Consider the following 15,407-nt stretch of genomic DNA (forward strand, 5'->3'; position numbering starts at 1 on the left):
CAACCGTTAATGCTTGGTAGGGGCGAACGGCCGTTCGCCCTTGAATTAGGGCTGCAATGTTTTCTGAAAAAGCTGTTGCACTTTTTCCCAGGCATCAGCAGCGGCTTCAGGATTGTAGCTACCCCGCTGATCGCAAAAGAAACCATGATCAGCACCCGGATAGCGAAACACCTGATGAGCAATGCCGTGCTTCTGTAGCTCTACCTCAACCTGATCGACCTGCTCAACCGGAATGCTGGCATCTTCCATGCCAAAAAAGGCGTAAAGGGTGCCATTGATTTCAGCAGTGCGACTGACTGTCGGAGCACCCCCACCTGGGGTAATTGTGGTCACCCCTGCCCCATAAAAGGAAGCTGTTGCTTTAATATCGGGCAGCGTTGCTGCCAAGTAAGCCACATGCCCACCAAAGCAAAACCCGATACAGCCGATCGCCTCCGACTTAACTTGAGGCAGCGTTTTCAAATAATCGATCGTTGCCTGAATGTCTGCCAGTAACTCTGTCGCTTTGGTCTTGTCTTTATATCCTCTACCGACTTGAATCGCTTCGGCGGTGTAGCCCGTTTCAAAATTGGGTTTGAGGCGTTGATAGAGAGCGGGGGCGATCGCCACATATCCTAATCGAGCAAACCGCTCCGTCACATCGCGAATGTGGCTGTTTACCCCAAAAATCTCCTGCAATACAATCACCGCCGGAAACGAACCCATTCCAACTGGCTCAGCCTGATGTGCTGAAATCTTTAAACCTTGACTTTGGACTTCCGTGTGAGAAGTCCGAATTTCTACACTGGTCATGGCATCTCCTACCTGCGTCATGGGAATCTAGAATAGAAGTGGCTCCACGTCTGCTCTCCTTGAAACAGGCGCTACTGCCTCAAAAATGAACATCCCAACCAGCAGGAATTGAGCATTACCCAAAACCACCTGTTTAGGGGGCTCAACTGGATGAGGTATTTATTCAACAACAGAGGTACGCTGGTTTACAAATCCCTTGTTCATTAGCTGCATTTTGCCGTAAATAGCTTTTGCAGCTTGAATCCACTCCTAAAATAAACCCCTTCTTACTCACAAGAATAGTAAGAAGTTAAGTAAGAATTACGATATCAAGCTTGCAGTGGTAGGGCGTTTCACTCTACTTCCCAAGCTCCTCGGAGGCTCTGCGATGGTTCAATTTCACATTCAGCCCGACAGCGAAATTCCGGCATCAACCCAACTCTACAACCAGATTCGGTTTGCGATCGCCTCACGGCAGTTTCCGCCTGGTCATCGTTTGCCTAGCACCCGCCAGTTGGCAATGCAAACCGGGCTACACCGCAACACAATCAGCAAAGTCTATCGCCAGCTTGAAGAATCAGGCGTAGTCGATGCTCAGGCAGGCTCAGGAATTTACGTGCGGGCACAAGGAGACGAGGGTGGCGCAAAATCCCGCTCTCCCATCTTGGAGCAACATCCACAAGCCCACAAGCTAGTGCAAAAAAGCCTGGATGATCTATTGACTCAAGGTTGCTCTTTGAGCCAGGCAAGAGAGTTATTTTTGGCAGAAATTGATTGGCGGCTGCGCTGTAGCGCCAGAGTGCTAGTCACAGCTCCCAGCCAAGACATCGGCGCAGGGGAACTGATGGTTAGAGAACTAGAGCAAGCCCTGAAGATTCCAGTGCAGCTTGTTCCCCTAGAGGAGTTGGGTCAGATTCTAGACCAGGCACGATCGGGGACAGTCGTCACCAGTCGCTATTTCATCGGAGAAGCAGAGGCGATCGCTGCCCCCAAGTCAGTCCGGGTCATTCCGGTAGATATTTACGATTACGGCAAAGAGCTGCACCTGCTGAGAGGCTTACCCAAAGATAGCTGCATCGGTCTGGTAAGTCTCAGTTCAGGTATTTTACGGGCAGCAGAGGTGATCCTCTACAGTCTACGAGGCGATGAATTGCTGGTCATGACTGCCCAGGCAGAAGATGCCTACAAGCTAAAAGCAGTGGTTCGCAGTGCCCAAGTCATCATCAGTGACCAGGCAAGCTTTGAGACGGTGAAAGCGGCTGTCCAGTCAAGCCGAGAGGATATCATCCGACCACCTCAGCTAATCTGCTGCGACAACTACATCGGCACAAAATCCATCAACCTGCTGAAGCGAGAGCTAGGTCTAGAGTGAAGCAAACTTGGGTGGGAGTGAGGGCGATCGCCACGCTTATCGTAGTCCTGACATTTACAGTTGCTCAGGCTCAGCAATCCTGCGACTCTAGCTATCCAAGTGTCTGCATTGCGCCTGCACCACCCGACCTGGACTGTAGCGATATTCCCCATCGTCGCTTTGAGGTACGCCTCCCGGCTCCACACAGGTTTGACAGCGACCTGGATGGAATCGGCTGTGAGCAAGACTAGGTAGGGGCGAACGGCTGTTCGCCCTCCCAAGCTAGAGAATAATTCCCTTCCTAAAAATGTCCTAAGCAGGTGTTGCCGAGCTATTGGGCAGTTTCAGAAACTCTCTCACATGACGTAAGTAAGTTTCTGGATCTTCCAGCATCGGAAAGTGGGAAGTCTCAGGCATAACAATCTGCTCTACCTTGTTGCTCAGAGCAGCCGCCTGTCTACCCATTTCTGCTGGAATAATCTGGTCATATTGCCCTGAGATAATTAGCGTCGGTACGGTTAAACGAGCAAACTCTTGAGGCATTACCTCAGTCGCCTTTTTGCTCACCGCCGTGTAGACTGTCCCGATCGCTGCCTCGTAGTCTGCCATCAGAAAGTCTTCCAAGAAAGCGCGGCTAACTACATCAGGCAAAGAGCGATGCAGGAAACGCGCCATAAACAGGCGGTTCACAAATGGAATTTTAGCTAGCCAAGACGGGCGAAAACTAACAACATATCCGCCGAATTTATAGAAAGCGTTAAACGCTTTTTCGTCATACTCAAAGATACCGCTACAAGTCAGAATGGCTCGCTCAACCCGCTCTGGATAAAGGTTGAGGAAGAAAACGGCAACCGATGAACCCGTTGAATGAGCGTTGAGAAAAACTCGCTCAAGCCCCAAAGCATCCAGCAACAAAGCCAGGTCTTCTGCGTAACTTTCTAGCTCATAGCCCAGATCTGTCACTGATGGAACAGAGGGAGAAGGCAGGCGCGATCGCCCAAACCCTCGCATGTCGTACAGTAAGCAGTCAAACTGTTCGACCAACTTTTGGGCTGTACTTTCCCAATAGCGCCCCGAACCCGCCCAGCCGTGAATAAAAACCATCACAGGCTTAGTCGAAGCAGCAGTCCGTTCTGATTTGGTAATCCACTCGTAGTAGTGTGCAACCCCACGAATCTCGATATAAGACATTTTGAAATTTTGAACTGATCCTCATCCTCTATTCAAACAGGTTTGAGGCTCAGTATGACGTTCTAATGAGGTTCTATGCTGACTCTGGTTTGGGCAGAGAGGAAGGATGCAGCAACAGCTCAGCGGTGGAGCGTTTTTCGACCATCTCGCGAGTGATCGTACATCGAGTTACGTCCTTGCGAGAGGGCAGTTCGTACATCACTTCCAGCATCAGTTCTTCGACGATGCCGCGTAGCGCTCTGGCTCCGGTTTTACGACGATAGGCTTCTTTGGCGATCGCCTTCACCGCTTCAATCTTAAACTCCAGATGCACATTGTCCATCTTCAGCAGCTTTTGATACTGCTTCACCAGAGCATTTCGGGGCTCAGTCAAGATTGCAGCCAAAGCTTCCTCATCCAGCGGATCAACTACCGCTACGACGGGGACTCGTCCAATAAACTCTGGGATCATGCCAAACTTAACCAGATCTTCCGGTTCAAGATGCTGAAGCACATCTGCCGCTCGTTTCTCTTTGGGCTGGCTTTCACCCGGCTGAATAAAGCCCATCGACTTTTTGCCGATCCGCTGTTCAACGGCTTTGTCTAATCCAACAAAGGCACCGCCACAGATAAACAGAATGTTACTCGTATCAATCTGAATGCAGTCCTGATAAGGATGCTTGCGTCCACCTTGAGGAGGCACATTGGCGATCGTGCCTTCCAGCATCTTCAGCAACGCCTGCTGTACCCCTTCACCAGAGACATCACGAGTAATTGAAGGATTCTCACTCTTGCGGGCAATCTTATCAATTTCATCAATGTAGATAATGCCACGCTGCGCTTCTTCCACGTCCAGATCAGCGACCTGTAGCAGACGCAGGAGAATATTTTCTACATCTTCACCGACATATCCAGCTTCGGTCAGCGTTGTAGCATCTGCAACCGCAAAAGGAACATCGAGAATTTCTGCCAACGTCTGCGCCAAAAGCGTCTTTCCGCAGCCCGTCGGACCAATCAATAAAATGTTAGATTTTTGCAGCTCTACAGAATCATCTGCTTTGCTGCTGCCCTTTGCTTGAACAAAGCTAAGCCGTTTGTAATGGTTGTAAACTGCAACGGATAAAACCTTCTTAGCTTCATCCTGACCAATTACATGCTCGTCTAAATGCTTTTTGATCTCTCTGGGCTTAGGAATTTGATTGAGAGAAATGTTAGCTGAACGGGCCTGCCGCTTTTCGGGCTGCTGTTCCCTTCGCGGAGTAGGTTGAGGAACCGCTGAACTGGAGTCAAACAGTTCCTCATCCAGAATCTCGTTACAGAGATCTACGCACTCATCGCAAATGTAGACTCCTGGACCAGCAATCAATTTGCGGACTTGCTCCTGCGACTTACCACAGAAGGAACATTTGAGATGAGAGTCGTATTTAGACATAGTCGCCTCTTATTTCAATGCAGTAACAGTCTCTCTCGCTGCAGGCAGGTTCTGCCGAGAGATAACTTGATCGATTAGACCGTAGTCTTTAGCCTCTGCTGCTGACATGAAAAAGTCGCGTTCCGTATCAGCCTCAATTTTGTCGAAGGGTTGACCCGTGTGATGAGCCAACAACTCATTGAGCTTGCGCTTATGGTAAAGGATTTCCCTTGCCTGGATCTCGATGTCAACTGCTTGCCCCTGTGCTCCACCAAGAGGTTGGTGAATCATAATGCGAGAACTGGGAAGCGATAGACGCTTGCCTGCTGCACCGCCTGTCAGGAGAAATGCGCCCATACTGGCAGCCAGACCAAAACAGATCGTAACAACGTCAGGGCGAACTTGCTGCATCGTGTCATAAATCGCCATACCTGCAGTTACAGAACCACCCGGAGAGTTGATATAGAGTTGAATATCTTTCTCGGGATCTTCAGCATCCAGGAACAGCAGTTGCGCCACGATGGAATCAGCAACCTCGTCATTGACCTGAGTTCCTAGAAACACGATGCGCTCTCGCAGCAGTCGTGAATAGATGTCAAACGCCCGTTCACCTCGACCAGATTGCTCGACCACCATCGGAATCACAGAATCGATTTCTGGTGATCGAGTGCTGGTTAAAAGAGGATCGGAGAACTGAGATACAAGCATATAGAAGTAAGGCAGCGGTAGGTGATGTGATCAACACTAGGCAAATGAACGAGCAGAAATCGGACTTAGAGGGGTTCGATCGCCAGGTCGCCTATATTCGCCATTATGCCTCAACTAACCTGGGACTGACTGGAAAATCGGCAGAGGCGATTCAAAGGCTATTTAGATTTTGCTTTAGAAGCCTTGCCTGTCTTACCTGCTGCACCTTCGTCCTCAGCTGCTGAGTCAGTATTTGTTGCGGCTTCTTCCGCTTCTGCCTCGTCTGTTACGACTTCAGCAGTTGTATCCACGGTTGTCGGACTGCCTGAAACAGCTCTTTCTTCAGACTGCTCATCAGATGATTCTGCATCTGATTCTAGTGCGGTTTGCGCTGCTTCTAGGGTATCCGCATCTGCATCTGATTCAAGCGTCTCAGGAGGCGTTAATGACCCTTCTGGAACCAGCTCAACGGTAGCATTCTCTTCTAGCCAGGACAGAATCTTCTCTCTCAGCAAGTCATCTTCGACCGACTGCCGAAGCCGATCCATATCAATGTCTTGAGTCTGGTCAGCATATTGCTCCAGGATCTCATCGACCTTTGCTACTACCTCTGCTTCCTCAACCTTAATAGACTCGCGCTTGGCGACTTCTCCCAAAGCAAGCGTTCGCTGAATGCGAGCGATCGCATCAGGGCGCGATCGCTCCCGTAACTGCGGAATCACTTCCTTCGTCATCAGTCGCTTAACGTCTAATCCCTGATTGCTCAACTGCATCGCAGTCTGAGTGATCATGTAATCCACTTCCTGCTTCGTCAGAGTTTCAGGAATTTCAACTTCAATGTGCTTGACTAACTCATCAAGCAACGCCTGCTCTTTGTTTGCCTTGGTCTTTTGCTCAGCTTCCTGCTTGAACCGAGATTCCAGAGATTCTCGCCACTCAGTCAGGGTTTCAAAATCGCTTACATCCTGAGCAAAATCATCATCTAGCTCGGGCAATTCTTTCTCTTTCAGTTCCTTCAAGGTGATAGTAAACACCGCTGCTTTACCCGCCAAATCTTGCTGCGGATAGTCGTCAGGGAAGGTAACAGAAACATCCTTTGTCTCTTCCAGGCTCATACCAATGATGCCATCTACAAAGCCTGCAATGAATTTGCCTTCCACAAGCTCAATTTGGAAATCTTCAGCACTGCCACCCGGAATTTCAGCAGATTCGGCTTCGACTTCCTCGCCCGTCAGCCGCCCTTTGAAATCAACAACTGCTACGTCTCCGGTTTGCGCTGCCCGTCCATCTACAGGCACTAGCGTTGCAGATTGGTTACGGTAATTTTCTAGTACCTCATCAACCCGCTCTGAGGCATAAGTTACTTCTTCTGCCTTGACTTGCAGCCCTTTGTACTGGCTAAGTGTCACTTCTGGCGGTACATCTACCACTGCAGAGAAAACGAGAGCAGAACCTGGCTCAAATTGGCTGACCAACTCTTCAAACGAGGAACGAAGTTGGAAATTGCCGAGCGCCTCAATTTTTTCCTGCTCGATTGCCTGCTTGAGGCTATTTTCAATCAACTCCTCAATTGCAGCGGCTTTGAGTCGGCTAGAGCCAAATCGTTGAACTAAGACCTGGCGCGGCACTTTACCTTTACGGAACCCAGGAATGTTTGCAGCACGGGTGAACTCTTGCAGGGTTTTTTCGTAAGCCTGCTTTGACATTTCGGGGGGAATTTCAATCTCTAGACCAACCTGGCTAGCGGGAAGCTTTTCCTGAGTAACTTTCATCGAACCTCTTATGGCACAGTTGCAAGGATGCTGAAAACAGTTCAGCGCTGCTGCAATTAGCTATGTTAGCTGATCCTGAACAGACATAAATGTCGCAGGGACAAATCTCATTAACTCATTACACCTTAACTCTAGTAGCATCCTCACTTCTGTCATCAGGGTACTCTGCCAAAAAATTTCAATTACCAGGGAAATCCACTTACATTTATTCACATTTGTTAAGACTGATGCTCGATCCGCTATGATTCAGAAAATATTTTACTTTCTGATGCCCTTTCAAAGGGTTGATTTTTAGAAATAAAATTTTACAAAAGCCTTCTTCAGCTTGAATCGCTTCTACCTTGTCAAAAATTTTTATCTTTAAGAATCTTGCGGGTTACTTACTGTCGGTCTACAAAGCAGTAAAGCTTTTTCTCAGAATTTGTACAGGTACCTGCAATTCAGTAAGCACTTCGAGATCTAGACCGTTCGCATCATTTCGCCTTGAACAGGCTTGAACTGCAGATTCTTTTCTAAAAGCTTGGAATTACAGCTACATCACTTGGAGGAAGTTAACTTGCCACAAACTTATCGAGTTGCAATTTTGGGGGCAACTGGAGCGGTCGGAACTGAACTGTTGCAACTATTGGAAAGCCGCAACTTTCCGATCGCCCACCTGAAACTATTAGCCTCTCCCCGCTCTGCCGGACAAAAACTGTCCTTTAAGGGAGAAGAGCTAGAGGTTGAGGCAGTAAGCGATCGCGCTTTTGATGGCGTTGATCTAGTTTTGGCCTCAGCCGGAGGCTCTATTTCTAAAGCTTGGGCAGAGAAGGCGATCGCCGCTGGAGCAGTAATGATCGACAACTCTAGTGCCTTTCGGATGCAGCCTGACGTACCCCTGGTTGTGCCAGAGGTCAACCCAGCAGCAGTTGCCTCCCATCAGGGCATTATTGCCAACCCCAATTGCAGCACCATTTTGATGAACGTCGCCGTCTACCCGCTACATCAGGTTCAACCTGTGCGGCGAATTGTTGTCTCGACCTACCAGTCCGCAAGTGGAGCCGGCGCACGCGCCATGGAGGAGGTCAAGCAGCAAGCTCAAGCAATCTTGCGGGGAGAGGAGCCTGTTACCGAAATTTTTCCGTATCCTCTCGCTTTCAACTTGTTTCCTCACAATACGCCGATTAACCAGCAGGGCTATTGTGAAGAAGAGATGAAGATGGTCAACGAAACTCGAAAAATCTTCGATGCCCCAGATTTACGGGTGACTGCTACCTGCATTCGGGTACCCGTTTTGCGAGCCCATTCGGAAGCGATTAATCTAGAATTTGACCAACCTTTTAGCGTTGCTGAGGCAAGAGAAATTCTGAGCCAAGCACCAGGTGTCAAACTAGTAGAAGATTGGCAGGCAAATTACTTCCCGATGCCAGCAGAAGCATCAGGGAAAGATGACGTTTTGGTCGGACGTATCCGGCAAGATATCTCCCATCCCTGTGCATTAGAGCTTTGGCTCAGCGGCGACCAGATCCGCAAAGGAGCAGCGCTCAATGCAGTGCAAATTGCCGAACTTTTAGTCGCTCAAAACCTGCTGCCGTCGGTGCAGCGCGAATTTGTAGGGTTTAGGGGATAGGAGTTGGGGTTTGGAGATGTTTCTACTTGAGTTCCCTTGTAAATCTCCTGCCCTGAATACCCCAATAGTTGAGGAGTGAGTCTGAGTGTGAGCAATTTTGGTAGGGTTTTGACGGCGATGATTACGCCGTTTAAGGCAGATGGCAGCGTGGACTATGCTGTAGCTGAAGCGTTGGCAGCGCATCTGGTAAACCACGGCACAGATAGTTTAGTGATATGTGGCACCACGGGCGAGTCACCTACGCTAAGCTGGGACGAAGAGTATGAGTTGTTTAAGGTTGTTCAACAAGCAACCGCAGGAAAAGCTAAGATAATAGCAGGGACGGGTTCAAATTCTACTCAAGAAGCGATCGCAGCTACCCAAAAAGCAGATAAGCTAGGTCTGGATGGGTCATTGCAAGTTGTTCCTTACTACAACAAGCCACCGCAAGCTGGGCTATATCAACACTTTCGGGCGATCGCTGAGGCAACCCCTGATTTGCCAATTATTTTGTACAACATCCCCGGTCGAACTGGACAAAATCTCCTTCCTGAAACCGTCGCTCGTCTGGCTGAAATCCCAAATATCATTGCAGTCAAGGAAGCGAGCGGAAATCTCGACCAGGTTAGCCAGGTACGGCGATTGACACCCGCAGAATTTAGCATTTACAGTGGCGATGACTCCCTTACCTTGCCGATGTTGGCAGTTGGCGGACAAGGGGTGATCAGTGTTGCTAGCCACTTGGTGGGCGACCTACTCCAGCAGATGATCCAATCCTTCGCAAACGGTCAAAGTCAAACTGCAATTCAAATTCATCTGCAACTTTTCCCTCTGTTTAAGGTTCTCTTTGCTACGACCAATCCCATTCCTGTAAAAGCTGCACTGAGGCTACAGGGCTGGCAGGTTGGCACTACCCGTCTACCGTTAGACGATGATTCGAATGAGATTGAGTCGCTGCTTCAGCCGGTGATGCATGAGCTGGCTCTATTGCAGGCTGATCGACGAACTAGTCAAATTGCCTAATCAAGTTTTCCGACAACTAAATAGCCCCGCTTAATTGTCATAGATACAGAGACTAGCTCATCATCCGGCTTGTCTACACCACTGTTGAACCTTAGCAACTGAGTCGTTTTGTGCAACTTAATGCACCGTCAGTATCGCTAATTCCTATACAAACTTCAGCGCCATACAAATTCTTCAAAACCTGTTCTTAAGGACCTACATGAGTCAAACCGAATCTTCAACAGCCCTTAAAATTATTCCTCTGGGCGGCCTACATGAAATTGGCAAAAATACCTGCGTATTTGAAATCAACGATGAAATCGTTTTGCTCGATGCAGGGCTCGCATTTCCGACAGATGGAATGCATGGGGTGAACATTGTTCTGCCTGACATGACCTATTTGCGTGAAAATCGCCACAAGATTAAGGGCATGATTGTCACCCACGGTCATGAGGACCACATTGGTGGTATTCCGTTTCACCTCAAGCAGTTTGACGTGCCGGTGATCTATGGACCTCGGCTAGCAATGGCTTTGCTAGAAGGCAAGTTAGAAGAAGCAGGAGTCAGCGATCGCACCGAGCTAAGAACAGTTCGCCCACGCGACATGGTGCGAATTGGTAATTCCTTCTTTGTTGAGTACATTCGCAACACTCACTCGATCGCCGACAGCTTCACGGTCGCTCTACACACCCCCGTCGGTGTAGTCATTCACACAGGAGACTTTAAGATTGACCACACCCCCGTTGATGGCGAGTTTTTCGACTTTCAAAGGCTCGCCGAGCATGGTGAAAAGGGTGTCCTTTGCCTAATCAGCGACTCAACTAACTCTGAAATACCCGGCAGCACTCCTTCTGAGCGATCGGTATTTCCCAACCTCGATCGTGTCTTTAATCAAGCAAAGGGACGGCTGCTGGTCACGACCTTTGCCTCATCCGTGCATCGCGTCAACATGATTTTGGAATTGGCGAAGAAGCATAAGCGGGTCGTCTCTGTCATCGGTCGCTCGATGCTGAATGTGATTGCTCATGCCCGCAACCTTGGCTATATCAAGTGTGAAGATGACCTGTTTGTGCCGCTCAACATGGTCAACAAGCTGCCTGACGATCAGGTGCTAATCCTCACGACTGGCTCTCAAGGTGAGCCAATGGCTGCGATGACGCGCATCGCTAATCAGGAGCACCGTCAGGTGAAGATCCGTAAGGGCGACACGGTTGTCTTCTCTGCTAACCCAATTCCTGGCAACACAATCGCAGTAGTCAACACTATTGACAAGCTGATGATGCAGGGAGCCAACGTTGTCTATGGTCGCGACAAAGGCATTCACGTCTCTGGTCATGGTGCGCAGGAAGACCAGAAGCTGATGATTGCGCTCACCCGTCCTAAATTCTTCTTGCCAGTTCACGGTGAGCATCGGATGCTGGTCAAGCATTCGGAGACCGCTCAGAGCATGGGCATTCCAGCAGAGAATATGGTCATTATCAACAACGGCGACGTTGTTGAGCTAACTCCTGAGAGCATTGGCATTGGTGGCAAGGTTCCCTCTGGCATCGAATTGGTAGATGCTTCCCGCTCTGGTGTGGTGCATGAGCGTGTTCTTAAAGAGCGTCAGCAGCTAGCCGAAGATGGGATCGTCACCGTAGCGGCGGCTGTCGGCTGGGAAGGTAAGCTAATTGCGAGACCGGAAGTTCACCTACGGGGCGTGGTTACGTCTGTAGAAAAGTCCCGACTGGAGAAGGCGATCGTGCAGACGATTGAGGCTCTGTTGAGCGATCGCTGGAAAGAATTTATTCACAGTTTTGGCGATGGCGAAATCGACGTAGACTGGACAAAACTTCAGGCTCAGATCGAAACTGAACTGCGGCGACTGCTTCGCAAAGAGCTTCAGAGCAACCCACTTCTGGTATTTTTGATGCAAAGCCCAACCGCATCCTCTAGACCAGCCAAACGAGAAAGAGAAACCGCCAAAGTCGCTTCATAGCGAACCTAATACCGGACAAATACAAATACTAGATAAAAAAAGGAGGTGGGGCAAAGCTCCACCTCCTTTTTTTATCCTAATCTGGAGTGATTGGCACTATACCTACTAGGCAATACTCTATCAAGCCTTCGTGAACTTCCTGAGATTCCCTTCTTCAGTCAGTAAAAGATGGGTGATATCACTCACTCAAAATCAGTTTGAGTTGGGCATGATGATCGCGTCACCCACAGGAATCCCAATTCCGTCTCTCCATTGGAATTAAGGAAGGCACAATGAAGGAATCAAACTCTTCTACTCAAAGCAGTCCTGAGCAAAGCATTTTTCTTCCAGGTTGGGTTTGGCTACCCGAAGCCGATTCTAGTCAGTCACAACACTCTACTCATGCAATCGAGATCTCCGCTCCTACTACAGAACTACTGCCAAACGCCAACAATAAGATTGACCTGTTCAAACCACTGAGGCAGTGGCTCGACCAGATCGAAATTCAGAACTCTAAACTAGCGCACCTGATTTGCAAACTGATCCCCGCCCAGTGCCCTTTTGAACGTGATGTTGTGTTGTTTGGGCGTAAGCTCCTACATATTCCACCCATGTGCAAACTCAACCCAGTTTATGAGCAGGTGGTGAGTCTGCGCTTCCGTGCGTTGTGCTATCTAGCTGACGAATGTGGTGAAGACGTAACACCGTATTGCTGAAATAGGGTTGAGTTAAAGGACGCTTGAAGATTCTGTATCACCGCTGGTTTGCTCTGCACTAGGTAGCTCTAAACAGTAACCCGCCCCGTAAACCGTTTTGATGTAGCGGGGATGGCGGGGATCAGGCTCCAATTTTGTTCTTAGATGTCGAACATGAACTCGAATGGTTTCAATATCATCATCTGGGTCATAGCCCCAAACTTCCCTCAGAATTTCGCTAGGAGACACCGTTTGTCCATGGCGCTGAAGCAAGCAGTGTAACAGTTCAAATTCTAGGTGCGTTAGCTTGACAGTTTTGTCAAACCAAATCGCTTCAAGTCTTTCAGGTACTAAGGTAAGAGAACCATAGCTGAGAATCTCACTGTGCTTAGCAGCCTGGGGAATGCGATCGGTTCGTCGCAGCAGCGCTCTGACCCGTGCCAGCATCTCTTCAACTTCAAAAGGCTTGGTCAAGTAGTCATCTGCGCCCGCATTAAACCCTTCAACTTTATCTCGGGTCTGTCCTAGCGCAGTCAACATTAATACAGGGATGTCAGCAGTACGCTCATCACGACGGAGACGTTGGCAGACTGTGAAACCATCTACTTTAGGCAGCATTAGATCTAGCATGATCAGGTCTGGCAGGAGCTGTAGCGCCAAGGCCTGACCTTTAATGCCATCTGATGCTTGACTGACATCATAACCAGCCATTTCCAGGTTGACTGCGACTAATTCTGAAATTGCAGGGTCATCGTCGATGACGAGTATCCGAGGCATCATTAAATAATTGCGATGGGTGGTTTTTTGTAAACTGATCCAGAGACTTATGTAGGAAAAAGAAGATTCCTGTACAGATTATAAGCAAGGATTCTAAATTCTTTCTGAGGAATATGGACCTAACTTAAAAGTTTTGATTTTCTAATAGAAGGATCTTGCTTCACTGTGCTTTTAGTTCCTGAGAGTGGTAACGATGGTAGTGTAGGCGATCAGATTTGAAGAAGCGACACCTCAGACAAATCTGAGGTGAGACAGCAGCAAATTCTAGACTCAGGCAGAGACCTCGTCAACTCGTATACAGATAAGCTAGAAACTGGAACACCAAACTCCAGACGATGTTGAGGTAAGTTTTTGATCCTATTGATTGCATCTGCTTTGGCTCTAATGGGAGCGCTAGCCTACTGGTCTAAGCTGCGCCATGCAATTCATGAAGCTCCTCAACTTCATAAGCAATTTAGAAGTGATGACAGAGAACTGGAGATTGTACAGAATGATCCTGTTCAGGCTGATCTACTTGCACAACCTGAACAGACAGGGGGCACTGTCGTTTCTGTCATCGTTCCAGCTTACAACGAGGTTGAGAATATTCAGGACTGCCTCACCTCTATTTTAGACAGTACGGTACTCTCGGCTGAAGCTTTGGATGTTTGGGTTGTAGATGACCAGTCTACAGATGAGACGTTTGCGATCGCTCATTCTCTCCAACAGCAGCGCCAAGATCCCCGACTCAAGGTGCTAGCCGGACAGCCTAAACCAGAAGGGGAAGTATGGGTAGGGAAAAACTGGGCTTGCACTCAGGCAGCAGAGCAATCCAAGGGGAAGTTTTTACTGTTTTTAGATGCAGATGTTCGGCTCAAGTCAGGAGCGATTGAAACGGCCCTTTATGCAGCTCAGCAGGAAGAAATTGATCTGTTGAGCTGTGGTCCCGCAATTATTTGCGGCTGTCTAGCGGAGTGGTTGGTGCAACCGCTAATTATCAGCACGATTCTGGTTGGATTTAACTTTCAGGCAGTCAATGCTCCCGAAACTGAGACAGCTTTTGCGGCTGGGCCATTCATGTTTTTTCGGCGCTCTGCCTACGAGAAAATTGGTGGACATCGAGCTGTTGCAGGTGAGGTAGTCGAAGATGTGGAGCTATCGCGGCGGGTTAAATCAAGCGGACTGAAACTGCGCTATCTATTGGGATCAGAGCTAGCTGCTGTGCGAATGTATCGCTCCTGGAATGCGCTGTGGGAGGGCTGGACGAAAAATCTGTATGCGGGTTCTGGGCGTAATTTGGGCGCAATGCTTTCCTTTATTGCCCTAATTTTGTTGGTTTGCACAGTGCCTTGGGCAGTGCTGCTGGTTGCGCTGGTGAAGTTTCTTTGGGTAGGTTTGAGTATTAGGGAAGGACTGGCGATCGCCCTCTCTGTCATCACGATCGGTTTGCAGTACGATGTGCGACGACGCAGTGCGACGGTTTCTCAAATTCCGCCACGTTACTGGTGGTTGACTGGGGTGGGAGGAGCGCTGGTGGGGGCGATCGCCCTCGGCTCTATCATCAAAACTGAAACAGGATGGGGATGGACTTGGCGAGGCAGGTCTTTGAAGCAAATTTAGGAGATCGGATCTAAATTCAACTCCTCATTCATAGAGTGAACCCAATTCGGCGATCGGATTCAACGCCTTGAGCCCTTCTTGAATCGCCCTCAGCACGTCCACGTCTGGAATTTTGTAGATTTCCGGCAGAAGCTTTAGTTCCTAAACCTGTTCTTTTTGAGCTTGGGCATTTAGCGCATATTCCTTAAAACGCTCTAAATCTGCCTGAATGGTGGACTCGACAACGCGTCCCAAAAAGAGGTTGTCCATCAGTCGCCCTAGCCAACCCGGAATTGCGTAGGCGACGGTTAGCTTCACGATGCTGCTGTCGCCCCGGTCATAAAAGCGGATTGCGCCTCGGTTGGGCAAGCCATCAACTGATTCCCACTCGATGATCTGGTGGGGTATGACTTTGAGAATTCGCGAAAGCCAGCTGAATTCCAAACCACCTGTGGCGAGTTTCCAGCGTGACAATTCGGGATTATCATCCAGTACTTTGACGGAATCGATCCATTTCATCCAGCGGGGCATTTGCTCCAGGTCAGACCAGAGACTCCACACCAATTCCATCGGTGTTTCTACTTCAACCTGGACGCTGTGTTCTAACCATTCAGGCATAGGGGGGAGGGAATGAAGGATGGGGGATGA

Annotated in this window: 14 protein-coding genes; 7 read left to right on the forward strand and 7 right to left on the reverse strand. The window is 49.1% G+C overall.

Features of this window, described 5'->3' with window-relative positions; translation table 11 throughout:
* Positions 1–45 precede the first annotated feature (45 nt).
* Complete coding sequence (locus tag H6F93_RS25460) at positions 46–813, reverse strand: dienelactone hydrolase family protein (protein ID WP_242043615.1); 768 nt, start codon at positions 811–813, stop codon at positions 46–48.
* A 346-nt stretch (positions 814–1,159) separates the two neighbouring features.
* Here H6F93_RS25460 and plmA point away from each other — a divergent pair, with 346 nt between their 5' ends.
* Complete coding sequence (gene plmA / locus H6F93_RS25465) at positions 1,160–2,143, forward strand: transcriptional regulator PlmA (protein ID WP_190646111.1); 984 nt, start codon at positions 1,160–1,162, stop codon at positions 2,141–2,143.
* Positions 2,140–2,373 (forward strand): hypothetical protein, encoded by a 234-nt coding sequence (locus tag H6F93_RS25470; protein ID WP_199314036.1) that lies wholly within the window; start codon positions 2,140–2,142, stop codon positions 2,371–2,373. Before plmA ends, H6F93_RS25470 begins: the two co-directional genes overlap by 4 nt.
* 61 nt (positions 2,374–2,434) lie before the next feature.
* On the opposite strand, the gene H6F93_RS25475 is transcribed toward H6F93_RS25470, so the two are convergent.
* From H6F93_RS25475 to tig, 4 genes are all read right to left on the reverse strand, one after another.
* The gene (locus H6F93_RS25475) at positions 2,435–3,313 is read right to left on the reverse strand and encodes an alpha/beta fold hydrolase (RefSeq protein ID WP_190687052.1); all 879 of its coding nucleotides are present in this window, start codon (positions 3,311–3,313) and stop codon (positions 2,435–2,437) included.
* 73 nt (positions 3,314–3,386) lie between these two features.
* The gene (gene clpX / locus H6F93_RS25480) at positions 3,387–4,724 is read right to left on the reverse strand and encodes an ATP-dependent protease ATP-binding subunit ClpX (protein WP_190687055.1); all 1,338 of its coding nucleotides are present in this window, start codon (positions 4,722–4,724) and stop codon (positions 3,387–3,389) included.
* A gap of 9 nt (positions 4,725–4,733) precedes the next feature.
* A complete protein-coding gene (gene clpP, locus H6F93_RS25485) occupies positions 4,734–5,411 on the reverse strand; it encodes an ATP-dependent Clp endopeptidase proteolytic subunit ClpP (RefSeq protein WP_190646108.1) in 678 nt (225 codons plus the stop codon).
* A 158-nt stretch (positions 5,412–5,569) separates the two neighbouring features.
* A complete protein-coding gene (gene tig, locus H6F93_RS25490; RefSeq protein WP_190646107.1) occupies positions 5,570–7,162 on the reverse strand; it encodes a trigger factor in 1,593 nt (530 codons plus the stop codon).
* Between the two features lie 556 nt (positions 7,163–7,718).
* Between tig and H6F93_RS25495 the strand changes: the two genes are divergently transcribed.
* From H6F93_RS25495 to H6F93_RS25510, 4 genes are all read left to right on the forward strand, one after another.
* The gene (locus H6F93_RS25495; RefSeq protein WP_190646326.1) at positions 7,719–8,771 is read left to right on the forward strand and encodes an aspartate-semialdehyde dehydrogenase; all 1,053 of its coding nucleotides are present in this window, start codon (positions 7,719–7,721) and stop codon (positions 8,769–8,771) included.
* Between the two features lie 87 nt (positions 8,772–8,858).
* Positions 8,859–9,773, forward strand: a complete 915-nt coding sequence (gene dapA, locus H6F93_RS25500; RefSeq protein WP_190646106.1) for a 4-hydroxy-tetrahydrodipicolinate synthase — start codon at positions 8,859–8,861, stop codon at positions 9,771–9,773.
* 199 nt (positions 9,774–9,972) lie between these two features.
* The gene (locus tag H6F93_RS25505; protein ID WP_190646105.1) at positions 9,973–11,730 is read left to right on the forward strand and encodes a ribonuclease J; all 1,758 of its coding nucleotides are present in this window, start codon (positions 9,973–9,975) and stop codon (positions 11,728–11,730) included.
* 272 nt (positions 11,731–12,002) lie between these two features.
* The gene (locus H6F93_RS25510) at positions 12,003–12,425 is read left to right on the forward strand and encodes a Mo-dependent nitrogenase C-terminal domain-containing protein (protein ID WP_190687058.1); all 423 of its coding nucleotides are present in this window, start codon (positions 12,003–12,005) and stop codon (positions 12,423–12,425) included.
* Positions 12,426–12,437: 12 nt separating this feature from the next.
* Here the strand turns inward: H6F93_RS25510 and rpaA are convergent, their stop codons facing one another.
* On the reverse strand, positions 12,438–13,181 hold the full coding sequence (rpaA, locus tag H6F93_RS25515) for a two component system response regulator RpaA (RefSeq protein WP_190646325.1): 744 nt from the start codon (positions 13,179–13,181) through the stop codon (positions 12,438–12,440).
* Between the two features lie 351 nt (positions 13,182–13,532).
* On the opposite strand from rpaA, the gene H6F93_RS25520 reads away from it, so the two are divergent.
* On the forward strand, positions 13,533–14,780 hold the full coding sequence (locus tag H6F93_RS25520; protein WP_199314038.1) for a glycosyltransferase family 2 protein: 1,248 nt from the start codon (positions 13,533–13,535) through the stop codon (positions 14,778–14,780).
* Between the two features lie 141 nt (positions 14,781–14,921).
* Here the strand turns inward: H6F93_RS25520 and H6F93_RS25525 are convergent, their stop codons facing one another.
* Positions 14,922–15,377 (reverse strand): SRPBCC family protein, encoded by a 456-nt coding sequence (locus H6F93_RS25525; protein WP_190644181.1) that lies wholly within the window; start codon positions 15,375–15,377, stop codon positions 14,922–14,924.
* Between the last annotated feature and the right edge of the window lie 30 nt (positions 15,378–15,407).

The organism is Leptolyngbya sp. FACHB-671, from assembly GCF_014695745.1.
GTDB lineage: Bacteria > Cyanobacteriota > Cyanobacteriia > Elainellales > Elainellaceae > JAAUTN01.